The following is a 22976-nucleotide window of genomic DNA, read 5'->3' on the forward strand; positions in this document are numbered from 1 at the left end:
GTGATTTCACCAAAAGTAACATTTTTACATTATCTTTATAATTTTGATTTTCTTTCGCATTTTAGGGAAGTTGAAGCAAAAAATTATTTCATAATTTAATAAGATTCCAATGAAATTCATCATTTGCTTCATAAAAATTGCATTTTTAGTTGGAATTTAAGAAAAAACTAAAAAAACAAAAACTAAACTTCTGTTCGATTATTTTTAATAATCATTACTAACTTAATTTATAAAGGAACAAAAATGCCGCAAAATAAAAATGCAATTCTTGCAATAGGGCTAAGCCTCCTGCTTTCACCACTTATTGCTGAAGAAAATCAATACTCAGAATCTGATAAAATCAAGCAAACTGTGCGCTTACAAAAAGCAGTAGTTACCGCAGCTTCTGGAAGTGAAAAGAATGTCGTTGATGCGCCAGCAAGCGTTACGATTATTGGCAAAGAGGAATTAGAATCTAAGCCTTATCGTGATTTAGGCGAGGCACTCAAAGAAGTGCCGGGGGTAAGCTTGGAAGGTACAAGCAATAAGCTTGGGCAAAGTGCCATCAGCATTCGTGGTATGCCCGCTGGCTACACACTTTTCCTAATTGATGGCTTGAGGCAAAATCCTAGCGGTGATGTCGCTACTGCAAATCTTGGCGTGGGCGTGTATAACTCATTTTTGCCACCTTTGAGCGCGATTGAACGCATTGAGGTTATTCGAGGTCCTATGAGCACTCTGTATGGGAGTGATGCGATTGGCGGGGTAGTAAATGTTATCACAAAACCCATTTCTAAAGAATGGAGCGGAAGCGTGCAAAGCCAAGTTATCGTCCCTGAATCTAAGACTTTTGGGAATAGTTATCAAAACTCACTTTATATCACAGGTCCATTAGCAGAAAAACTAGGGCTTACTATTAGAGCGCGTCAAATCACACGCGAAGCAAGCGAACGACCAACTAATGATAGAGGGCAACCTGTAAATAGCTTTTTTGGCACACAATATGTTTCCTACAATGTCGGTGCGCGCCTTTCCTATCTACCAAATGAAAAAAATCAAATCTATGCAGATATTGACTATACAAAATCCACTTACGACAATCAAACAGGACAAATCGGCACACTTAACGTTGATACAAGTGGTAGAGGTGGATATGAACCTTGGGTGGGAATGAATAAGTTTATGGGCGCGCTTGTGCATAAGGGTGAGTATGACTTTGGGACATGGAAAACAAGCTTGCAATATTTCAATACGCAAAACACTGGACGCCTTGTCGCTGGAAAAACCGATTCGCCAAATCTAGGCAAAAATCGCAATATTGCTTCAAATGATATTATTTTTGATTCTCGTATGCTCTTGCCATTAGGAGATAGCAATCTTTTAAATCTTGGCGTAGAATACCGCAATGAAAGCTATCATGACTTAGCCGCAACTCCTGCAAGACATTATCGCAATACCTTTGCGCTTTTTGCAGAAGATGAGTGGAGGATTTTCTCACCACTTAGCTTCACTTTTGGCGCGCGCTACAATTATAATGATAAATTTGGCTCAAATATCAGTCCGCGCGCGTATTTAGTATATGAAATAATGGATAATTGGAGTATTAAAGGAGGAGTCGCCACAGGCTATAAAGCACCTTATGCGAACCAACTTATTGACGCGGTCTATGGCTATGGTTCTCAAGGCACACTCGCATTTTTAGGGAATCCAGACCTAAAAGCAGAAAGCTCGATAAGCTATGAAATTGGCACAGTGTATGATGGGGATTTCTTTGATTTTTCTTTCACGCTTTTCCGCTCAAACTTCAAAGACAAAATAGAATCTAGAAGTGTTGCTAAGACAAATGGGCAAGCAAATTTTAGCCAAACTTGCAACACCTATGGAGGAACAAACAACAATTGCAGACTTGCCTACAACGCAGATTCTGCATATTCTCAAGGGATTGAAGCAACCTTTGGGATAAAGCCACTCTATGGCGTGGGCTTTGATGTAAGCTATACTTATATAGATTCTGAAATCACTTCAGGCGCAAATAAGGGCAATCCACTTACAACCACCGCAAAAAATAGCGTTATAGGCAAACTAAGTTATTCTTATAAAGATTTTGGCGCGTATTTGCAGGCGCAGTTCAAACAAGGCATTGTCAATACTAGCGCGATTGGCAATGATGCAACAGCACAAAGTTTGCGAAACCTTTTTGGTGGAATCTACTACAAACCCTCCACAATCCTTAATCTCGGACTTTCTTATAAGCTCACAAAAAATATCCGCTTAAATGGAGGAATCTACAATTTGCTTAATACAAATTTTGCAGATTTTAGGACTTACATGAACAACTCGAACATTTCAAGTGTGAATTATTATGGTCCTGTGATACAAGAAGGACGCAGATATTGGCTTACTATTGCACTTGATTTTTAAATAGAATCTAGACTTAAAGTCTAGTTTGCTAACCATAATGCCATTTATGGTTAGCTTAAATCATCACTTTTAAGCCTTTTACCATTTTAAAACCCCGCCCACAACTCCCCGCATTTTTTGCCACAGACGCTAAAAATTTAGCTACAATTAAGGCTTAAGTAGAAAATTAATTTTTAAGGAGCAAGTGTGCATATACAAGATTCTAGAATGTATTTTAATCGCGAACTTTCGTGGCTGAGGTTTAATACCCGCGTGCTAGATGAGGCGAAAAATCCGCATATTTTGCTTTTAGATGCACTAAAATTTGTGGCGATTTATGGGACAAATTTAGATGAATTCTATATGATACGCGTAGCAGGGCTTAAGCGATTGTATGCAAGTGGGATTACAGAGGTTGGTGCGGATAAATTAACGCCTTTGCAGCAACTAAGTGCTATCCGCAAATACTTACACACCGAGCAACACAGCCTTGAAAATATATTTTCAAACATCAAAACGCAACTTGCAAAAGAGAATCTCTACATTAAGCAGGTCAGCGAATTAAACGCGGATGAAAAAAAGACGCTTAAAGAGTATTTTACAAACTACCTTTATCCTGTGATTGTGCCGGTATTGGTGGATTCTACGCACCCTTTTCCACACTTAAATAACCTTTCTTTTGCCATTGCACTCAAATTCAAAAGTGCCGAGGGGCAGTTTAAATACGGAATGATTAGAATCCCACGCATTTTGCCACGATTTTTTGAAATAGAATCTGGCGTGTTTATCCCGTTAGAAGAGATTGTGGGCGAGTTCGCACAGGAGTTTTTCCAAAGCTATGAGATTGTGAGCTATACGCCATTTCGCGTAACACGCAATGCGGATATGGAGATAGAGGAAGAAGAGGCAGATGATTTTTTCCAAATTATGAGTGAGGGTATTAAAACGCGCAGGAAAGGCGAGATTGTGCGCTTAGAAATTGGTGAAAACGACAAAGATTTACTTGAATTTGTCAATGCAAATATCAAGGTAGATTCTCAAGATATTTACACTTTTAAGATTCCATATCTCATTAATTTAAGCGGATTGTGGCAGATTGTCGGAAGCAAGGCATATGCACATCTTTGCAGTGCGCCTTATAATCCAAAAATCCTCCCGCCACTTGATAGCAATACGAATATTTTTGCCACACTTGATAGCGCTGATGCACTGCTTTTCCACCCGTATGAAAGCTTTGATTCTGTGGTGAATTTTATCCAAACAGCGGCTAAAGATCCTGATGTGCTAAGTATCCGAATGACACTCTATCGCGTGGGCAAAAACTCGCCAATCGTGCAAGCACTCATCGAAGCTGCTGAAAACAATAAGCAAGTAACTGCGCTTGTGGAACTAAAGGCGCGCTTTGATGAGGAAAATAATTTGCACTGGGCAAAACGTCTAGAAGCCGCGGGTGCGCATGTGATTTATGGAATCTCTGGGCTTAAAGTGCATGCAAAAATTGCGCTTGTGATTAAAAAAGTCGGTAGCACATTGAAAAAATATGTGCATCTTAGCACAGGGAACTACAATCCGGGCACGGCAAAAATTTACACTGATCTTTCTTTGCTCACTTCAGATAAAGACTTCGCAAATGACGCTATCAAGCTTTTCCACGCACTTTCAACCGGTAGCGCACATAAGACAATGCTCCAAAAGCTAAAAATCGCGCCAACACAGATAAAATCCGAGCTTTTAAGCCTCATTGAAGGCGAGACAAATAAGGGAGAGGCTGGGTGTATCATTATGAAAGCAAATGCGTTTGTAGATATTGACATTATCCAAGCGCTGTATCGCGCATCGCAGGCGGGTGTGAAGGTTAATTTGATTGTGCGCGGGATTTGCTGTTTGCGTCCGGGCGTGAAAGGCGTGAGTGAAAATATCCGCGTGTTTTCAATCATCGGTAAATACCTTGAACACGCGAGAATCTACTATTTTAAAAACGCACAAACGCCTATTTACTTCGCTTCCGCGGACATTATGCCTAGAAATTTAGAGCGCAGGATTGAGATTCTCACACCTTCTTTGAGTGAAGAAACAAATCAAAAACTGCTTGAAATCCTCACAATCCAGCTCAAAGATAATACGCAAATACACGAATTACAAAGCAATGGTGAGTATAAAAAGCTTGTCGCAGGCGCGAATGAAAAGCCTCTAAGCTCACAAGATATGTTTGAAGAGATGGTGAGTATGCTTTATAACGCAGCGAAAAAAAGTCAAGTCACAAAAGCTAAAAAGCTTGTAAAACGTATGATGGGTGAAAGCTAGTAGCGCGTTTGGGGTGCAGCTTGGATTCTAGGCGCGTGAAATCTTGCATTTTAAGCCAAACTTAATTACAATACGCGCCTTTTGGAAATTCGTTTAAAAAGGCTTGAGAAATGAAAACTGCTTTAATCACAGGTATCACAGGGCAAGATGGCGCGTATTTGGCAGAATTTTTGCTAAAAAAAGGCTATGAAGTGCATGGCATCAAGCGCAGAAGCTCACTTTTTAACACTGACAGGATAGATCATCTCTATCAAGATCCGCATATCGCTGGGCGCAACTTTTTCCTGCATTATGGCGATTTAACAGATTCTATGAATCTTACGCGTCTGATTGCTGATGTGCAACCAGATGAAATTTATAATCTCGCAGCGATGAGCCATGTGGCAGTTTCTTTTGAAACGCCAGAATACACCGCAAACGCCGATGGCATAGGCACTTTAAGGATCTTGGAAGCTGTGCGCTTGCTTGGCTTAACCCAAAAAAGCAGAATTTATCAAGCCTCCACAAGTGAGCTTTATGGTTTGGTGCAAGAAATCCCGCAAAGCGAAAAAACACCTTTCTACCCACGCTCTCCTTATGCTTGCGCAAAGCTCTATGCGTATTGGATAACCATAAACTACCGCGAGGCGTATGATATTTTCGCAAGCAATGGAATCCTTTTCAACCACGAAAGCCCCATACGCGGTGAAACTTTCGTAACGCGTAAAATCACGCGCGCAGCGGCAAAAATCGCGCTTGGTTTGCAAGATAAGCTCTATCTTGGGAATCTTAGCGCAAAGCGCGACTGGGGGCACGCGAAAGATTATGTGCGTATGATGTGGCTTATTTTGCAAGCACAAAAGGCTGAGGATTGGGTGATTGCCACAGGTGTGACGACCGAAGTGCGTGAATTTGTCAAAATGGCGTTTAATGAAGTGGGGATAGAGCTGGAATTTCGCGGTGAAGGTGTGAATGAAAAAGGCTATGTAAAAGCGTGTCGTGGGGAGTTTAAGCTAGAAATTGACAAGGAAGTTGTAAGCGTAGATCCGCGCTATTTCCGTCCAACAGAGGTGGATTTACTCATTGGCGATGCGACAAAAGCGCGTGAGAAGCTAGGCTGGATTCCAGAATATGACTTAAACGCGCTTGTAAAAGATATGATGCAAAGCGATTTAAAACTTATGCAAAAAGACAAATACTTGCGCGATGGCGGTTATGAGACTTTCAGCTATTTTGAATAAGAAAATCCAAAATCACAAAGCAAGGTGGCAATCTGCAAATCTAAACAACAAGGACGCGCCAGATACGAACGCGTTAGCGGAGGCGAAGCGGGATTCACTCCCGCTGAGACGATACTATTAATGAAATAGAATCTCAAAATTTAGCATTAAACCTAATTAATCAAGGACATATTATGAAACCACAAAATTTACATTTTCCTCATAATGCCACTAAGCTAAGTGGGGGGGGGGGGGATAAAGAAACTTCTCTCTAATTCTACACCTTCTTATTTTATTTTCCTTTTTATTCTGTTTGTTTATTGTATGGGTATGATCTGCTATTCGCGTTATACCTTTAATCACGATGATATTTGGATGTGGCTTAACATCTATGAATCCCAACCTATTTTTAATGGTTATAGACCTAGTGACGGACGATTTTTCCCTCTTGCTTCTTTAGACTTAAATCTTATTGCAATATTTTCACACAGCCCTTATGTATTTTTTGCTTTTAATGCACTCATTGTCTTTAGCGTTGGGATTTTACTTTGGAGTATTTTAGAACTTATCTTGGGAGAGAAATTTTATACTTTACGCGTGCTTTTACTTTTGTGTATTCTTTTGCACCCGGGCTTTGTAACGATAATGCTGGGTATCTGCTTCCCTGAACGTCTGCAGGTATTTTTTCTTGCTCTTTTTGTTATCTCAAGTATAAAGTTCTATCGCTATAACTCCACTTCTAGTGCGATTATTGGTCTTATAAGTGCTAATATTGCACTTTATTACAAAGAACCCACTTTTCTTATCATTGGTAGTTTTGCTCTACTTATGCTTCTAGATTCTAAAAATCCCAAACAACGCGATAGAACTTTAGATTCCCAACAACCAAAAAAAGTTAAGCATGAACGCGTTAGCGGAGGCGAAGCGGGATTCACTCCCGCTGAGACAATATTAAAAGGAATGGATTCTATAAAACACAAAAGAAACTCTTGTTGGTATTATGCTACATTACTCTTAAGTGTATTTGTTTTCCTTATTTTATATTTCGCACTTATTACCCCGCACATAGAAAAAGCCTATACACGCGGGGTATTTTTTAGTGCTTATGAGGAGATACTTTACATACTTAAAGGGCTTTTTAGCTTTATAATCACTGATAGCTTTTTGTTGCTTTTGCTACCAACTTTACTTCTATATAGAATCTTTAGCTTCGTATTTAAAAAAGATAGAAAACATATCTTTTGGGATAGCTTGCTTTTAGGAGGTTTTTTGTATCTGTGTGCGTTTATCAAACTACATCTTTTTGATACTTACTACCTTATACCTATTTATTTTATAACTCTTGGAGCAATGCTTTATTTTCTCCTTTCTTTAAACCTCATAAAACACACAATCTTTAAGGGCATACTCATACTCTGCGCACTTCTTATATGTATAAATACCATACCTATGGGGATATACACCTATATATCTCTTAAAACTGAAGGGGTAAAATTTCACGAAACTTTAGCTTTTGTCGCGGGAAAAGCTAAAGAAAAAGCAAGTGCTAATCAAATACTTACGCTTTATTTTGATGGCAATGGAAGAGGTGATGAAAATTACACAACTTGGTACTGGGGCTATTTTGCATGCTATTTAAAAATACTCTATGGAACATCACATTTTGATATTAAGACAAAAGATGAAAATCCACCCACATTATGGCGCAAAATACACCAACAACGCTATCCCAAACTTAGTATCTATAATGATGATAATGTCACCACACCACAAAGTGGAGACCTCATTATTCTGAATAGTAGCACGATAATCAATGCAAACAACCATTATACAGATAAGCTTGCGCAAAAATATCACTTGATTTACACGAGCAAAGCCTTTTCAATACCCTATATTGGATTAAAACCATTACTTAAAACAATATTCAAACAATCTCAAACTATCCAAAATGCTGCAGAACATAACCAAAATACATTCAAACTGCCACTTAGAGATTATATTTTTGAGGTATATTAAGCATTGATATTCTCTGATTGACGGCTTAAGCTCTTGCGCCTAGCAATAATTGTTTAAGAGATTCAGCTACTTTAAATAAGAAAAATGCTTAACTTCAAAAACCGATACAATAAACAAAATCAAAGGTTATCAATGTTTGATTTAGAAAACAAAAGCCCGAGAATCCTTGTAGTTGGTGATTTGATGATTGATCACTACATTTGGGGAGATTGCAACAGAATCTCCCCCGAAGCACCCGTGCAAGTCGTCAATGTAAAGAGTGAAAGCAACCGATTTGGTGGCTCGTGCAATGTCGTAAATAATCTCATCGCACTTGGAGCAAAAGTAAGCGTTTGTGGCGTAGTGGGCGAAGATAGTGATGGAATATGGCTTGTGGAAACGTTAGAATCTCTAGGCGTTGGGATTGAGCATATTTTCATCGATCCCTCTCGCCCCACGACTAAAAAATCGCGCGTGGTGATTTCAAATCAGCAAGTCTTGCGCGTAGATAGAGAATCTAGCACGCCGGTAGATTCTACACTACTAAAAAAAGTGCGCGAGGATTTGGATTTTCTGCTTAGTGGCGTTGATTGTGTGATAATTTCAGATTATGACAAAGGCTTATTAAATTACGATTTCACCCAACATATCATTAGCCTTGCACGCAGTGAAAATAAGCCCGTGCTGTGCGATCCTAAGGGTGTGGATTATTCTAAATATCGTGGTGCGACGCTTCTAACGCCTAACAAAAAAGAAGCTAGCCTCGCGACAAATATCCCAATTGTCGATGATGAAAGCCTCTTGCAAGCAGGAAGCGCACTCAAAAAAATGTGCGAACTCTCCATTTCGCTTATTACGCTAAGTGAAGATGGTATAGGCATTATCGACAAAAGCCTTACAAAAATCCCAACCTACGCGCAAGAAGTCTATGATGTCACAGGTGCGGGCGATACCGTCATCGCGGCACTTGGTTTTGCGCTAAGTAGCGGGTTAGATATTTACAAAGCAAGTGAGTTTGCTAATGTCGCTGCAGCAGTGGTGGTAGGCAAAGTCGGAAGCGCGAGTGCCACGCATATAGAAATCGAGCGCTACTTGCACTCACACCAAAACAAAGAATCAAACAAGGTTTTTAACAAAGAGCAAGTCAAATGCGCGCTGGATTCTCTAAAAAGCACAAATAAAGAATCTAAAATCGTTTTCACCAATGGCTGTTTTGATATTCTACACCGCGGACATATACAATATCTGCGCCAAGCGCGAGCACTGGGCGATGTGCTAATAGTCGGGCTTAATAGCGATGCGTCGGTCTCCGCCCTTAAAGGTGCAGATCGCCCAATTAATCCGCAAGATGACCGCGCCTTTTTGCTTGCAAATCTAGAATGTGTGGATTTTGTAGTGATTTTTGATGAAGAGACACCAAAAGAGCTTATTAGATTCCTAGCTCCAGATATTTTAGTAAAAGGCGCAGATTATGAAGGTAAAGAGCTTGCTGGGAGCGAATATGTAAAGGAAGTAAAACTGCTTCCATTTGTGGAGGGCAAATCCAGCACAAAAATCATTGAAAAAATCAAAGGAGCAAACAAATGAAAAACTTTATCCAAGCGGAATTCTTAAACCATATCGATGTCAGCACAAACTCGCTTAAGCGTATGTTAGATTCCATAGAATCTAGCGCAAATCTCCTCAAAGAATGTCTCAAAAATGGCAATAAGATTCTTATCTGTGGAAATGGCGGGAGCGCAGCAGATTCTCAACATTTCGCCGCGGAACTCACAGGTAGATATAAAAAAGAGCGCAAAGCACTCCCAGCAATCGCGCTAAGCGTGGATACTTCCGCACTCACTGCCATAGGAAACGACTACGGCTATGAATTTACTTTCTCGCGCCAAGTCCAAGCCCTCGCGCACAAAGGCGATATTGTCTTTGGAATCTCCACAAGCGGGAATTCTAAAAATGTCATCAACGCTTTCAATGTTGCCAAATCGCTAGGGTGCAAAATCATCGGCTTAAGCGGGCGCGATGGTGGAGCGATGGACAAACTCTGCGATGTTAATATGATCGTCCCAAGCGAAGATACCGCGAGAATCCAAGAAGTGCATATTTTGGCAATCCACATTTTATGCGACATTATCGAGCGCGAGGCAATGGAATAATTGTTTGAGAAAACCATAAGTGCACTTGAAAAATTTAAAGACACTTCAAATCACATAGCACAGCTTTTGCAGACCGAAGGCGTGAGTGCGCAGTTTGCAGAGATTAAAAGCAAAGATGGGCTAAATTCTGTTTCTCTGCCAAATGGTGCAATGTTAGAATGCTTTGCGCATCTTAAATCGCTTCCTTACAAAACTTTCGAGCGTTTTGGCGCACCACAATTGCATTTTTGCAACTGCGCGGAATTGACAAAATTGCTAGATTCTCAAAATTCCCATCTTTTGTTGCGTCGCGCAAACACAAATGCCTTTGAATTTAGCGTGTATCAAGGTGGTACAACCACAGGCTATTTTAGAGATTATCCCCTGCCACTTTGCACCCAATGTATAGAAATCGCCAAAACCCTCCCCGCCTTTGCCCCATATGCAAAGGATTCTAAAGAGTTTGAAAAATATTTGTTTCTTTTTATGAATGGTAAAAAATAAACCACTCAAGGCAGCTTCGCTGTAAGTTCAGAATCTAAAAAGTTTGTTTTTGCTAGAATCGCGGGTTTTCATATACCAAAAAAAGGAGAACTCAATGAATCTCAAAAATACCCTCAAAGCTTTCACGCCAAATTTTCTTTTGCAAGCTTATCGCTTTATAAAACACACCTACTTTCCCCAACGCGCATTTAGCACACCCTCATACTCACAAAATGGCGAAGATATTTTGCTTAATCATCTTTTTTGCAAGGAATCGAATGGTTTTTATGTCGATGTCGGGGCGCACCATCCATTGAGATTCTCAAACACCTATATTTTGTATAAACGCGGTTGGAGGGGGATAAATATTGATGCGATGCCCGGTAGTATGCGTGCATTTGAAAATTTTAGAAAAAGAGATATAAATATTGAATGCGGTGTAGGAGGCGTTAATACAGAAAGTGTTGATGTAGAAAATGCTACAAGGGGGGGGGGAATTAGAGTTTTATGTGTTTGAAGAAGGCGCATACAATACCTTTGATGCGAATCTAGCAAAACAATATCAGAATTACTCAAAACTCATAAAACAAGTTATTGTTCCTATTTTACCACTTCACACAATCCTAGATACCCATCTTCCTAAAAATCAGCAGATTAGTTTTTTTAGCATTGATTGCGAGGGTCTTGACTTGCAAGTTTTACGCTCGAATAATTTTGAAAAATATCGCCCAAAGATTATCGTAGTAGAGATAGGTTCAAAGAATCTAGAGGATATTTTGCATTGTGAAACCACGCAATTTTTGCAATCTCAAGGCTATGAATTGTTTCAAAAGCTTCATATTAGTATTTTTTACAAAGATACAAAAGCAAAACTTTAAATCGTATTTGAGGCTATTTTCTACACCTTCACCCTTGAAAAAAATGCGCGTGAAAGTGAGAGCTGGTCAATAGAATCTAGCCCAATACCCGTTGGCACGCCTTGAGCAATTTTGCTAAACTTTAGCTTGCATGGCAAATCCTCTAACTTATCCTCCACAAAAAGCATCACCGCTTCATTTGCCAAAGTTGGCGAAAGCGCGAAAATCACCTCCTCTATGCACTCCTCCACCACGCGCTTTTTAAGAATACTAAAATCAATATCTTTCATCTCTAAATGGGAATTTAGCACAAAATAGCGTCCGCTAAACTCATTCATCGCCTCAAGCGTAAAAATATCCTTTTGATGCGCGACAATGCAAAGCTCGCCATTTGCGCGTTCAGAATCTAAACAAATCTCGCAAATCTCACCCTCGCTAAGTGCAAAACATTTCTGACACAAACGCACATTATGCGCGCTCTCTTCAAGCGCATGCGCGAGCTTGAGCGCCAAAAACTTGTTTTCCATACTCAAAGAAAGAGCGATTTTTTGCGCACTTTTTTTTCCAAGAGAAGGGATTTGTTCCAAAGATTCCAAAAGCAAGTAATAAGATTTCAAGCCCATTTTGTAGGTATTCATTCTGTCTCCAAACTTCCTCTATTTTACAGAAATGCCAAAGCTTTTAGCTCCGTCTCATTTATGTATGCGCGCGTATTTTACCTTGTTTTAGCTATTTAAAGATTCTAGTATTTGCTAAAGGCTTCAGCGCGATGTAATAATTTTTGGCGTGGGTATTTTTAAGGCTCTTTAAGCTCGTAATAGTTATAATGCATGCCCCTGTGCCTAAGGTGCAAGGTTTATAAAGGTTTGGGGTGTTAGCTCAGTTGGTAGAGCGCAACGCTGGCAGCGTTGAGGTCAGGGGTTCGACCCCCCTACATTCCACCACAAATCCTAACTTCTTACATCCTTAGTTTCTGTTCTCCATAATTCCAATATATAAATTTAGGCTTTCTCATCTTTTATCCTTAAGATTTTAGTCAATGCAACAGCGCAATTTTATAGATTTTAATTTTAATTCATAAGATATTTTGGCACTTGTGATTTTTAGCAGATTGAAAAATTTTGCAGAATTTTATTAAGATTCCATAGCGATTTTACCCACTATGGAATCAAGGCTTGGTTAGATTCCTGCCTCTTCGCGACGTTGGAGATATTCCCATCGTGCATCAACATCTTTTTGAAATTGCTCAATGATATGCTCATTTTCAGGCTTGAAAAGATGCTTAAAGCGTCCTTGCGCACCTAGATAATCTCGCACAGGCACGATATTTTTTGGGCGATAAGTGATATTGACTTTCACACCATCGATAATTTCAAAAAGTGGAAACACAAGAGAATCTACTGCCAAATCACTCACCTCAATGGTTTTGTTAGAATCAAAGCGCCATTCAGTCGTGCATGCACTCATCGCGTTGATGAAAGTCGGTCCCTCTGTTTCTAGTGCAGTTTTGATTTTTTTATTCATATCTTTCCATTTATTTGGTGCTACTTGCGCAACATATGGGCTTCCATGTGCCGCCATAATCATAAGCAAATCTTTCTTTTTCTCCTTTTTCCCATAGCTCACACTTCCCGCTGGCGTGGTAGAAGTGCTTGAGCCAATGGGCGTAGAGCCACTGCGTTGCCCACCTGTGTTAGCATAGACTTCATTATCAAGGCAAATGTAAGTCATATCGTGCCCGCGCTCAAAGCACCCGCTAATCCATTGAAAGCCAATATCATAAGTCGCGCCATCACCGCCAAATGCCACGAATTTAGGCTTCTCGCCTTTGTAGCGTCCTTTTCTCGCAAGGGCTTTATACATAGATTCTGCACCTGCCACAGCTGTTGAGCCATTTTCAAACCCTATGTGAATCCAAGGCACGTCCCAGCTTGTGTAAGGATACACCGCGGTTGAAACCTCCAAACAACCCGTAGAGTTCCCTAACACAATTGGTCCTTCAGCTGCATTTAGCACTTCACGCACAATCATTCCGTGCGCACAGCCCGGACACAAAAGATGTGCGCCCTCAAATTTTTCAGCAGATTTTGAAAATTGCTTGAGATTCTTAAATTCTTTTACCATTTCCTCTCCTTATGTTGTTTTGCTTTTTAACTCAAATAGAATCTAGCAAAAGCTAAGTTTTGGACCACGAAGCCCGATAAATTGCTGTGTAGCGTGCGTGAGCTTACCAGCCTTTGCGTTAGAATCTAGCTCAGTGTAGATATCTTGCAAATGCGCCTGCGTCAAATCGCGCCCACCCAAACCATAAATATAATTTGATGCAATCGCCTTTCCACCCGCGCCATACATTGCGCTTACACATTCATTAAATAGCATTCCCATTGCACCTGCTGGCAAACTCCTATCTAAAAACGCCACAGCCTTAAGGTTTTTCAGCACCTCACCTATTTCTTTATAAGGGAATGGACGTAAAGTGCGCAATGAAACTACACCCGCTTTAATACCCCTTTTGCGGGCGTTTTTTGCTGCCATACGCGCAGATTCCACACTTGTGCCAAGTGCGAAAATCGCCACTTCCGCATCTTGCATATCATATGTTTCAACAAGCTTATATTCCCTACCTGTAAGCTTTTTAAATTCTGCAAAAACTTCTTCTATCACACTAGTAGCCTGCATAATGGCATTGTGCAATTGTGATTTATGCTCGAAATGCCAATCTTCCTCAGTTTGCGCGCCATAGGTGATAGGTTTTGAAAAATCAAGCATCGCATTTTTAACTTTATACTCACCGATAAATTTATACGCCACTTCATCACTTAGTGGGCGCACACTCTGCGCGGTGTGTGAGCAGATAAAGCCATCTTGATTGACAATCACAGGCACGCGCACGCGCAAATCCTCAGCAATTTTAAATGCCATAAGGTTAAAATCATACGCTTCTTGCGGATTATAAGTACAGAGATTTATCCAGCCTGTATCGCGACTTAGATACATATCAGAATGATCGCCATTTACATTGAGTGGGCTTGCAAGCGCGCGATTTACGAGGTTTAGCACAATTGGCAAGCGCATACCAGAAGCTTGATACAGCACCTCCACCATAAAGGCAAAGCCCTGCGAACTTGTCGCAGTAGCCACGCGCCCACCAGCCGCAGCAGCACCCACACACGCACTCATCGCAGCGTGCTCGGATTCCACCATAACAAATTCCCCTTCAATGTAGCCATTTCCTGCAAAACTGCCATAATTTTGCACGATAGGTGTTGAAGGCGTAATGGGATAGGCAGCGACCACATCAATTTGTGCTTGACGCATTGCGTGGCTTGCAGCCATATTGCCATCCCACACTTCGATTTCGTGAAGTTCAAAAACTTTTGGCATAGTTCCCCCTTATTGTTGTTTATTTTTTTCTTGTTTTTTTGGCCAATTTGCAAGCGCAGATTCATTACTTTGATGATCGCTAAACATAAGCAAAGACTTCGGATTTGTGGGGCAAACTTCCACGCACACACCACAGCCTTTACAATGAGTATAATCCACTCCTGCAAGCTTTTCATCACGTGCTAAAATCGCAGAATCTGGACAATATACCCAGCAATTAAAGCAGTTAATGCACACTTCGCTATTATGCACGGGCTTATCCACGCGCCAATGCGCCACACTCGCAGTATAAGAGCTATCATTGCGATAAGCGCGCTTGTCGTTGTGCTCCTCAACCTGCGTTTGCGCATTCGCATCAAAAGGGAACAATGCCGAGCCAATCTCTAATTCGTCCCACCCTCTGTTGTCTTTTATCATCTTTTTCTCCTTAAATTGTGTTCTTAAAAACGCTAGATTCTCCTAATGCACTTCATTATAAGCGCGTCTAATAGCATTGACATTACCATCAATGACTTTTTGCGGAAGTTTTTTTCCTAGAATCTTCGTAAAAGCTTGCAAGAAAAATTCTAAATCAAGCAACCCAGAAACCTTCATCAAAGCCCCAAGCATAGGTGCATTTGGAATAGGTTTGCCAAGCTCTTGAAGCGAAATTTGAATACAATCTAAAACATACACTTCCTTGCCTGCTAAATCTGGTTTTTTAGCGATAAGCTCCTCTTTGCTTAAATGCGTGGTGATGATGTATTTAGTCTCTGGCTTTTCATTCGCACAAATATCAGTGATGAAAGTAAGCCCGGGGTCAATCACCAACACATAATCGGGATTCATAAACTTCTCGTGGTTTAGGATTGGTTCAGAATCTATGCGATTATATGCGCTCATCGCCGCACCCCTTTTTGCCGAACCATAAAAAGCAAACGCCTGCACTTCCTTACCCGTGCCTGCAATCACATCTGCTAAGCCTTTAGCGCCTGTCACAGCACCTTGTCCAGCGCGTGAATGCCATCGTATCTCTAGCATTATTCCTCCTTTGAAGTTGTTACTCTCTCATGAAACACAAGGCATTATAAGTATAAAAGCCTAATAAGCTAACAAGAATCTTAAAGATTTAAAGAATTTCTTAACCCTTTGATGAGTTTGAAACACAAAGCCATCTATTTCAATGTGAAGTTGCCTCATTCATAAGGGTAAAAATATTATAATCCCGCAAAAATGTAAGGAAACTACTTTAATGAAGCGAGTTGTTTTATTTGGTTGTTTTATGTTGCTTTTCACCTATGGGGAAAGCACCTCACATCACTCTTATAAAAGCAATACACCACAAGAAATAGTCCCTAAAGAGCTTGAAATACTAACGGAAAAAAACTGCCGAGGCACGCTTTTAGGTGGCTTTTCTTGCATTGATGAAAAAAACGAAAGCAATGGAGATATTTTTTCGCAAATTAGCAATTTTGCTAATATTCTTGGCTTTGAATATGGCGTGTCAAATGCAGAGGCAATAAAGCGACATTTTGGCTTTGATGTGGGGCTTTTATCCATAGGCTCGATTGGCAAAGCGCATCGGCAGTATTTTGGCGCAAAATTCCGCTACGAGCTAGACTATGGCAAGGATTCAGAATCCATACATCACTATGGCGCGGAAGTGTTTTATCACCCAAGCTTTTTGAACTTTAGAGGCTATCAAGTTTTAAGCGCGTATGTGGGCTATGGCGCGCGCAGAGGCGCTGGGCGCAATGGCACATATCTTGATGGTGGTGTGCTTGTGCTACCGACTTCTCCGGTGTTTTTAGCCCTTACCTTACGCACGAATTTTCTCCCAAATCACGCGCCCACAAATAGCATTATGCTTTCAATCCGTATGCCTTTGGGTATTTTCACCACACCTTTTGCAATCCCCCTTGCAAGCGGAATGAGCACTGCGCATATTGGCGCTAAAAGGCGTTAGATTCTTAAAAATTAAAAGGATTATATTTTGACAAAAAATCCACCTAGCAATAATCCACACAATCCGCGTTTGATAAAGCTTAAGCGCACTCCACAAATCCCACGTAATACAGAAAAAATCCTCCATACCTTGCGCTTGCACGGCTTTAGCGCGTTTGTGATTGGCGGGTGCGTGCGTGATTGTCTCTTGCATAAGCGTCCAAAAGATTGGGATATTGCCACAAACGCCACGCCCAAACAAATTTGCAAGATTTTTGCTAATCACAGGGATTTTTTTAGCCTAGAAATTGGTGCGCAATTTGGTTGCATTGGACTTGTGGAAAAAAAAAGCAAAAAAATGATTGAGGTTACGACTTTCCGCTTTGAGCGAGAGTATCAGGGATTCCGCAAGCCACAAGATGTGATTTTTGGCAATGCTTTGAGCGAAGATGTGCAAAGACGCGATTTTAGGATAAATGCACTCGCCTTTGATGAAAATCTTCGTGTAATGGATTATGTGGGCGGATTACAGGATTTAAAAAGGCGTCAAATTGCTTGTATCGGCGAGCCAAAGGAACGCTTGAGCGAAGATAGTTTGAGAATCTTGCGTGCCTTGCGCTTTTGTGCGTGTTTAGGATTCACAATCCACGCACACACAAGAGACGCGCTTTTTGCTTGCGCGCCTTTAATGTTGCATTTAAGCAGTGAGCGCATAAAATCCGAACTTGACAAGCTCTTATTGGGTGAAAATTCTCACAAAGTGTTGGTGGAGTTTGATAGGATTTTTAAGATTATTTTTTTGGATTTTTGCAAGCTCACACAGAACCATCTTTCAAGCCAGTTAAAAGATTCTCTGCTTTTTAATCCACGCGCACTTGCCCTTTTACCACGTTTACCAAAAAAGCTAGAACTCCGCTGGGTAGCCTTGCTCTATGCATTTGCAATGGCGCAAAATATCTCACAAAAACAAGCGCACGAAAATGCCAAACAAATCTTAAGCGCGCTGAAAAGCCCAAAAAAATTTAGCGAGGAAGTTTTAAGCCTTTTTAGCGCATTTTTGCACTTTTGCACACTCCAAACAAGCCACAGCAAAGCGCTTTCAGACATCAAACTCAAACGCATTTTTTGCACCTTAAAGCGCGAAAGTTTAGAATCTTTCTTTACACTTGTGCGCGCCAAAGAGCCAAAGTTCAAAAGAGAATCTTTGCGTGCTTTAAGCGCAGTGCTAAATGTAAAAGAACTAAAAATTAATGGGAACGATATAAAATCCCTTGGTATAAGCGATGGTGCGCACATTGGCAGGATTCTTTGTCGGCTTTTAGAATCCGTGCTAAAAAATGAAGTGCCAAACACACACAACGCCTTATTGCAGCGCGCAAAAATCCTAAAGGAAATTTTATGAATCTCTCCCTCTCCACCCTGCCAGAAAGTGCTGGTGTGTATCAGTATTTTGACAAAGATGACAAACTACTCTATGTTGGCAAGGCAAAAAATCTCAAAAAGCGCATTAAAAGCTACTTTGCCAAAAATGCCAACCTAAGCCAGCGCATAGCCATTATGGTATCTCAAATCGCACGTATCCACACGCTTGTAACGCCAAATGAACAAGATGCGTTGATTTTAGAAAACTCGCTTATTAAAAGCCTCAAGCCAAAATACAATATTTTGCTGCGCGATGACAAGACTTATCCTTATATTTTTATTGATAAAAATAAAGACTTCCTAACGCTTGAAATAACGCGCAGTGTGATAAACAAAAAGAATATTTTGTATTTTGGTCCTTTTAGTTTTGGTGCGCGCGACTTGGTTGATGGGATTTTAGAAACCACACCTTTAGTGCAGAAAAAATCCTGTCTTCAAGGTAAAAAAGCCTGTCTTTTTTATCAAATCAAACGTTGTCTTGCGCCGTGTGAAGGCAAAATAAGCAAGCAAGAATATGAAAAGATTCTCAATTCCGCACTAGAACTTTTAGAAAACAAAAAAAAGCTTATCAAACTTTTAGAATCTAAAATGCAAATTTTTGCGCAAAACTACGCTTACGAAGAGGCGGCGCGCTTGAGAGATAGAATCTCCAAAATCTCACAAATGCAAAAGCACTCTGTGATTGACTTGGCGCAGTCTTGCGATATGGATATTTTTGTCTTTGCTACGCGCGCGCAAAAAACACAAATCCAAACAAAAGCGCAAAAAGGTGCGATGCAAAAAGGCGTGTTGATGAAGCTATTTGTGCGAAATGGGCGCATAAGCTCGAGTGATTTTGTCTTGCTTCATATTAGCGCACTTGATATGGTGGATTCAGATTCTCTAAAATCCGCGCAATCCCCCCGCACGCAATCCACAGAATCTAGCACGACAAATCACAATCTTTGCTCGCTTTACACACAAGTCCTACTTAATCACTACAAGGCGCACACACCACTTTTGCCAGATTCTATCCTTTTGCCCGCAAATATCACACTTGAGGGCAAAGATGAGCTAGAGCGCATTTTACAAGAGCGTTTGGGTAAAAAAATCGAGATTTTACAACCCAAAAAAGGCAAAAAATTAGAGCTTATCAACCTTGCGCGCAAAAATGCCCTAGAGCTTTTGCATCTGCATACAAATGAGGAAAATATCCAAGAATCTAGACTTTTGGAACAAATCGCTACGCTTTTTGGGCTTGATGAGATTCCTTACAGAATCGAGGTTTTTGACACTTCGCACCACAGCGGGGCGCAGTGCGTGGGTGCTATGGTGGTGTATGAAAATGGAGAGTTTAGAAAGGATTCTTATCGGCAGTATAATTTAAGTGGAAGTGATGAATACGCGCAAATGAGCGAGCTTCTAACGCGCCGTGCGCTAGATTTTGAAAATAATCCCGCGCCAAATCTCTGGCTTCTTGATGGGGGCAAGGCGCAACTCAAACTCGCGCGCCAAATTCTAGAATCTAGTGGCACACAAGTCGATACACTCGCTATCTCAAAGCATAAGCTCAATGGACGCGCACACCGCGCAAAAGGAAGCGCACAAGATATTTTGCACGCAGTGCAAAAAAGCACGCAAGAGCCAAAAGAATTCAAGCTTTCCCCAAATGATAAAAGCTTGCAGTTTTTGCAAAAACTACGCGATGAGGCACACCGCTTTGCTATTACTTTCCATAGGGCGCAGAAAAATAAAAATCTCACAAAGCTCAAAACGCTCACCCAAATGCGCGCACTTACACCCGCCCAAGTGGATAAATTACTTAGAATCTATGGCGAAGTGCGCGTGATTGAAAAACTCTCAAATGAGGAAATCACAAACGCACTAAGAAAAAGAGGTTGAAAATAAATCAAAATATTAAGCCTCCAAAAAGGTTTAATATATGAAAGCCTTAATTTATAAAGGATTTAAATTTATGATATGTAGTGGTAAATACGCGCTTAGTATTTATATCCCACTTGTGCCCAAAACTGCCTACCAACTTCATATATCGGTGTGGCAGTTGTGCCGGCGGTGGTATCATAGCGCGCACTTGTGATTGCAAGATTTTTAGAATCTAGCACATTGTAAATGTCAAAGTTCATATACAATATATTTCCGCGCCATACATTGACTTCAAAGCCCACACGCATATCCCATGTAAAAGCACCCTTTACCTTAAATGGTCGGAAGGTATCTAGCGGAGTTTCTGCCACGCCATCACCATCAAGGTCTGCGTAATCTGGCGGGCGCGTGGCATTTGTGGAGGTTGCAGGTATGCTTGCCATAACATTATAAGTACTTCGATAGCGGAAAAAGTTATTAAGTAGCCACTTCGTGCGCCCAAGCTCAAAATTATGCGTGGTGGTAAGCCGTAACGTGTAGGGGCGGATATAATTATCAGCGGGCTTGTCAGCATAGCGCACAAGCTCTCCATTCCAGCTTATCCACTGATTTGCAAGCTCGTTATTTGTGAGCGCATCAGTATAGTCAGTGTAGTTTCTTCGGACATTTGTCCAATCAAGTGCTAGGAGTGCAAAATGACGCGTGTTGAAAAGCACTAATGGTGTGTTGTTCTGCAAAGTGAGCGTGATTATATTTGTGGTGCTTCTACCTTCGTTGTTATAGCGATGAAATGAGTTTCCATCTGGTGTAACTTGGCTAGGACATCTAGCAGCTATTTGTCCATTTTCATCATAACAGCCCATTCTTATCTCATCTTTACCCTCACGATAGATGTATTTTACACCAAGATTCCAAGCGTAGATTCTCTGCATAAAGCCCACAATATATTCATTAACATAGGGGATTTTTAGCTGTTGAAAATTTGTGCTATTGGCTACGCTGTTGTAGCAGTTATTGTAATCTTTGGCGTCGTTACAAGATCTGCCTCCTGCTAGTGCTTCTTCCCAACTTATGTTTGGGTCATTTCTCCTTATATCCGTTCGTAAAGCACTCATTCCCTCTGCTAACGCATACGCAAAGATATTGCGCCCATAGTAGCGGTTTGCGCCAAAAGTGAGCTGTGTGGCAAGGTTTTGCCTGCCTTGCCATTCATTCCACGGGGCTTCGTAATTGAGTGCCAAACGCGGGGCAAAGGTAACCTTTCCCATATAAGTATCAGAATCCACCCTTAATCCCGGACGCACATTAAATGCACCAGCACGCCCAAAAGAAACATTTACAGAATCTTCTGCAAAGACACTTGCTAATACATTGCGCAAAGCCACACTGCCTTTTTTATAAAAAAGTGCATTTCTAAAATACTGCCCATAATTCCAAACAAGAACATTTCCATTCTCAACTACATCACTAGAGCCTAAACCTGCTGAACCGTATTTTTGGGCATCATATACTTTTGCTACATCACACCATTGCAATCCTGTTTGCAAACACAAGGCTTGTTGGCTTTGTGTCATATAAGTTGCTGATGGTCTAGGTGCAAGGTAATAGTCTCTAGGATTGCTATTTTGCGCATATTGATAGCCTAGCTCTGCGCCAAGCTGTATGGTGTGTGTAGTGTTTGCTAGCTCAAAAGGCGTGAAGTCTTGTATGAGTTTATTATTAAGTGTGTGTTGCGTGGAATCAAAAGGCGCATAACCCCCCTCTCTTGCTAGCCCCACCCAATTGCTCCAATGTTTAGATTCCGAAACAACCCAATCTTTAAAATCACTCCAGCCAATGGTGGTAGTAGAATTCTGCATATATGAGTAACTAAGAGTATTTGTAAGCACACCTAAGCTGTTTTGCCAAATAGCTTTTAAACCTGCATTATGCCCGCCGGATTTAAAGTTATAGTAATCATCTTGCGTACCCACAATAAAACGATAATCTGACTGCGGGGCGTAGGTATAGGTAAGTTCCAACCTCAAATCATCGCTTGGGTCATAATAGGTTTTTAAGAAAAAATTATAACTTTGGCGCTTTTGTTCTTGTTTGGCAGTAGCGTAATTTGCTGGGTCTATTGGTGTAGGGCGAGAATGATTTGTAACTAAATGCTGTCGCACAGGAATAATGCTTTGTGTGCTTGTAAAGCTCGCAAGCACACCAAAGCGCTCATTAATCTTAGATTCTACACTAGCACGGATTAAATGCTTTATAAAATATGGTTGATTGGCTTCTGAACTAGAATTTAGAAGATTTTGTAATTGTGCCTCACCACCATCTAAATGGTAATTTGTCATTGAAAATGCGTCGGGCTCGGCGTTTCCTTGCGTGATTTGATAGCTCACATTTGCGCCAAAATCTTTTGTCGGTCGGCGCGTGTTTGCTTCTATCACACCACCGGTGAAGCCCCCATACGACGCACTGATATTAGAATCTTGCACTTTGATAGATTCTAGTAGGCTTGTATCGATATTAAATCCTTGAGAGCGTCCCGGAGAGCCACCATAAACGTTTGCCGTGCCTGCTGGATTCAAATCATTATTCATTCCCATACCATCTATCATAAAAAGATTCTGATAATGCAAGCCTCCGCTAATGCTGATTTTTGCCGGGTCGATTTCGCCGGGCGTGGCACTTCTAAGCTGCGCGGTATCATATTGCACATTTGGTAAAATCCGCAAAATGCTCGTAATGTCGCCATTTCCGCTGGGATTAGAATCTAGTATTTTGCGATCTAAGCTCTCCCCGCTTTGAAACTTTTGCAAATCCACATCAACACCCTCAAGCGCGGTGACTTTGTTTAATCGCACTTTTTCTTGTGGTAATCCCGCATCGCCCGCATTTGTCTGCGTCTCTTGCACGCTAGGGCTTGTATCGTAGCGCATTTGGGTTTGAGTTTGCGCGCCTTGTAGCACACTTGCTCCACAGCACAAAATTGCAAGGCAAAAACTTTTCTTAACCATATTACTCCTTAAATTCTCATTATAAGCAAA

Annotated in this window: 18 protein-coding genes and 1 tRNA gene; 13 read left to right on the plus strand and 6 right to left on the minus strand. The window is 40.9% G+C overall.

Annotated elements, in window-relative coordinates:
* The first annotated feature begins 243 nt into the window (after positions 1–243).
* The 9 genes from A3217_RS06065 to A3217_RS06105 all read left to right on the plus strand — a co-directional run bounded on the left by A3217_RS06065 (position 244) and on the right by A3217_RS06105 (position 11370).
* Positions 244–2400, plus strand: a complete 2157-nt coding sequence (locus A3217_RS06065) for a TonB-dependent receptor domain-containing protein (protein ID WP_066388919.1) — start codon at positions 244–246, stop codon at positions 2398–2400.
* 186 nt (positions 2401–2586) lie between these two features.
* On the plus strand, positions 2587–4683 hold the full coding sequence (locus A3217_RS06070; protein ID WP_066388921.1) for an RNA degradosome polyphosphate kinase: 2097 nt from the start codon (positions 2587–2589) through the stop codon (positions 4681–4683).
* A 110-nt stretch (positions 4684–4793) separates the two neighbouring features.
* Positions 4794–5903 (plus strand): GDP-mannose 4,6-dehydratase, encoded by a 1110-nt coding sequence (gmd, locus tag A3217_RS06075; protein WP_066388923.1) that lies wholly within the window; start codon positions 4794–4796, stop codon positions 5901–5903.
* A gap of 309 nt (positions 5904–6212) precedes the next feature.
* The gene (locus tag A3217_RS06080) at positions 6213–7898 is read left to right on the plus strand and encodes a hypothetical protein (protein ID WP_066388925.1); all 1686 of its coding nucleotides are present in this window, start codon (positions 6213–6215) and stop codon (positions 7896–7898) included.
* Between the two features lie 132 nt (positions 7899–8030).
* Positions 8031–9464, plus strand: coding sequence for a D-glycero-beta-D-manno-heptose-7-phosphate kinase (gene rfaE1 / locus A3217_RS06085; protein WP_066388926.1), 1434 nt, complete (start codon positions 8031–8033; stop codon positions 9462–9464).
* Positions 9461–10030, plus strand: a complete 570-nt coding sequence (gene gmhA, locus A3217_RS06090; RefSeq protein WP_066388927.1) for a D-sedoheptulose 7-phosphate isomerase — start codon at positions 9461–9463, stop codon at positions 10028–10030. The genes rfaE1 and gmhA overlap by 4 nt, the downstream gene beginning before the upstream one ends.
* Complete coding sequence (locus A3217_RS06095; protein ID WP_066388928.1) at positions 10031–10513, plus strand: hypothetical protein; 483 nt, start codon at positions 10031–10033, stop codon at positions 10511–10513. It begins immediately after the preceding gene.
* Positions 10514–10607: 94 nt separating this feature from the next.
* Positions 10608–11009 carry a class I SAM-dependent methyltransferase gene (locus A3217_RS06100; protein ID WP_066388929.1) on the plus strand — a complete coding sequence of 134 codons (402 nt, stop codon included), beginning with the start codon at positions 10608–10610 and terminating at the stop codon, positions 11007–11009.
* Positions 10969–11370, plus strand: coding sequence for an FkbM family methyltransferase (locus tag A3217_RS06105; protein ID WP_066388932.1), 402 nt, complete (start codon positions 10969–10971; stop codon positions 11368–11370). Before A3217_RS06100 ends, A3217_RS06105 begins: the two co-directional genes overlap by 41 nt.
* Positions 11371–11390: 20 nt before the next feature.
* On the opposite strand, the gene recR is transcribed toward A3217_RS06105, so the two are convergent.
* A complete protein-coding gene (gene recR / locus A3217_RS06110; RefSeq protein ID WP_066388934.1) occupies positions 11391–11987 on the minus strand; it encodes a recombination mediator RecR in 597 nt (198 codons plus the stop codon).
* A 230-nt stretch (positions 11988–12217) separates the two neighbouring features.
* On the opposite strand from recR, the gene A3217_RS06115 reads away from it, so the two are divergent.
* A tRNA-Ala gene (locus tag A3217_RS06115) sits at positions 12218–12293 on the plus strand.
* Between the two features lie 235 nt (positions 12294–12528).
* On the opposite strand, the gene A3217_RS06120 is transcribed toward A3217_RS06115, so the two are convergent.
* The 4 genes from A3217_RS06120 to A3217_RS06135 are packed head-to-tail and all read right to left on the minus strand — an operon-like array spanning position 12529 to position 15753.
* Positions 12529–13473 (minus strand): thiamine pyrophosphate-dependent enzyme, encoded by a 945-nt coding sequence (locus tag A3217_RS06120; RefSeq protein WP_066388935.1) that lies wholly within the window; start codon positions 13471–13473, stop codon positions 12529–12531.
* Between the two features lie 42 nt (positions 13474–13515).
* Complete coding sequence (locus A3217_RS06125) at positions 13516–14733, minus strand: 2-oxoacid:ferredoxin oxidoreductase subunit alpha (protein WP_066388936.1); 1218 nt, start codon at positions 14731–14733, stop codon at positions 13516–13518.
* 9 nt (positions 14734–14742) lie between these two features.
* Positions 14743–15150 carry a 4Fe-4S dicluster-binding protein gene (locus A3217_RS06130; RefSeq protein ID WP_066388937.1) on the minus strand — a complete coding sequence of 136 codons (408 nt, stop codon included), beginning with the start codon at positions 15148–15150 and terminating at the stop codon, positions 14743–14745.
* Between the two features lie 42 nt (positions 15151–15192).
* Positions 15193–15753 (minus strand): pyruvate flavodoxin oxidoreductase subunit gamma, encoded by a 561-nt coding sequence (locus A3217_RS06135; protein ID WP_066388938.1) that lies wholly within the window; start codon positions 15751–15753, stop codon positions 15193–15195.
* A 211-nt stretch (positions 15754–15964) separates the two neighbouring features.
* Between A3217_RS06135 and A3217_RS06140 the strand changes: the two genes are divergently transcribed.
* The 3 genes from A3217_RS06140 to A3217_RS06150 are packed head-to-tail and all read left to right on the plus strand — an operon-like array spanning position 15965 to position 19959.
* Positions 15965–16678 (plus strand): hypothetical protein, encoded by a 714-nt coding sequence (locus tag A3217_RS06140; RefSeq protein WP_066388940.1) that lies wholly within the window; start codon positions 15965–15967, stop codon positions 16676–16678.
* Positions 16679–16705: 27 nt separating this feature from the next.
* Positions 16706–18058, plus strand: coding sequence for a CCA tRNA nucleotidyltransferase (locus tag A3217_RS06145; RefSeq protein ID WP_066388941.1), 1353 nt, complete (start codon positions 16706–16708; stop codon positions 18056–18058).
* Positions 18055–19959 (plus strand): excinuclease ABC subunit UvrC, encoded by a 1905-nt coding sequence (locus A3217_RS06150; RefSeq protein ID WP_066388943.1) that lies wholly within the window; start codon positions 18055–18057, stop codon positions 19957–19959. Before A3217_RS06145 ends, A3217_RS06150 begins: the two co-directional genes overlap by 4 nt.
* Before the next feature lie 98 nt (positions 19960–20057).
* On the opposite strand, the gene A3217_RS06155 is transcribed toward A3217_RS06150, so the two are convergent.
* Entirely contained in the window at positions 20058–22946 is a 2889-nt protein-coding gene (locus A3217_RS06155) for a TonB-dependent receptor plug domain-containing protein (protein WP_066388944.1), read from the minus strand.
* Between the last annotated feature and the right edge of the window lie 30 nt (positions 22947–22976).

The organism is Helicobacter himalayensis (assembly GCF_001602095.1).
GTDB lineage: Bacteria > Campylobacterota > Campylobacteria > Campylobacterales > Helicobacteraceae > Helicobacter_F > Helicobacter_F himalayensis.

What these genes read in the sequence shown, in the direction of transcription:
- A3217_RS06065 (WP_066388919.1), top strand. Translation starts at nt 244, where the DNA reads ATGCCGCAAAATAAAAATGCAATTCTTGCAATAGGGCTAAGCCTCCTG.
- gmd (WP_066388923.1), top strand. Translation starts at nt 4,794, where the DNA reads ATGAAAACTGCTTTAATCACAGGTATCACAGGGCAAGATGGCGCGTAT.
- A3217_RS06080 (WP_066388925.1), top strand. Translation starts at nt 6,213, where the DNA reads ATGATCTGCTATTCGCGTTATACCTTTAATCACGATGATATTTGGATG.
- rfaE1 (WP_066388926.1), top strand. Translation starts at nt 8,031, where the DNA reads ATGTTTGATTTAGAAAACAAAAGCCCGAGAATCCTTGTAGTTGGTGAT.
- gmhA (WP_066388927.1), top strand. Translation starts at nt 9,461, where the DNA reads ATGAAAAACTTTATCCAAGCGGAATTCTTAAACCATATCGATGTCAGC.
- A3217_RS06100 (WP_066388929.1), top strand. Translation starts at nt 10,608, where the DNA reads ATGAATCTCAAAAATACCCTCAAAGCTTTCACGCCAAATTTTCTTTTG.
- A3217_RS06105 (WP_066388932.1), top strand. Translation starts at nt 10,969, where the DNA reads ATGCTACAAGGGGGGGGGGAATTAGAGTTTTATGTGTTTGAAGAAGGC.
- recR (WP_066388934.1), bottom strand. Translation starts at nt 11,987, where the DNA reads ATGAATACCTACAAAATGGGCTTGAAATCTTATTACTTGCTTTTGGAA.
- A3217_RS06120 (WP_066388935.1), bottom strand. Translation starts at nt 13,473, where the DNA reads ATGGTAAAAGAATTTAAGAATCTCAAGCAATTTTCAAAATCTGCTGAA.
- A3217_RS06125 (WP_066388936.1), bottom strand. Translation starts at nt 14,733, where the DNA reads ATGCCAAAAGTTTTTGAACTTCACGAAATCGAAGTGTGGGATGGCAAT.
- A3217_RS06130 (WP_066388937.1), bottom strand. Translation starts at nt 15,150, where the DNA reads ATGATAAAAGACAACAGAGGGTGGGACGAATTAGAGATTGGCTCGGCA.
- A3217_RS06135 (WP_066388938.1), bottom strand. Translation starts at nt 15,753, where the DNA reads ATGCTAGAGATACGATGGCATTCACGCGCTGGACAAGGTGCTGTGACA.
- A3217_RS06140 (WP_066388940.1), top strand. Translation starts at nt 15,965, where the DNA reads ATGAAGCGAGTTGTTTTATTTGGTTGTTTTATGTTGCTTTTCACCTAT.
- A3217_RS06150 (WP_066388943.1), top strand. Translation starts at nt 18,055, where the DNA reads ATGAATCTCTCCCTCTCCACCCTGCCAGAAAGTGCTGGTGTGTATCAG.
- A3217_RS06155 (WP_066388944.1), bottom strand. Translation starts at nt 22,946, where the DNA reads ATGGTTAAGAAAAGTTTTTGCCTTGCAATTTTGTGCTGTGGAGCAAGT.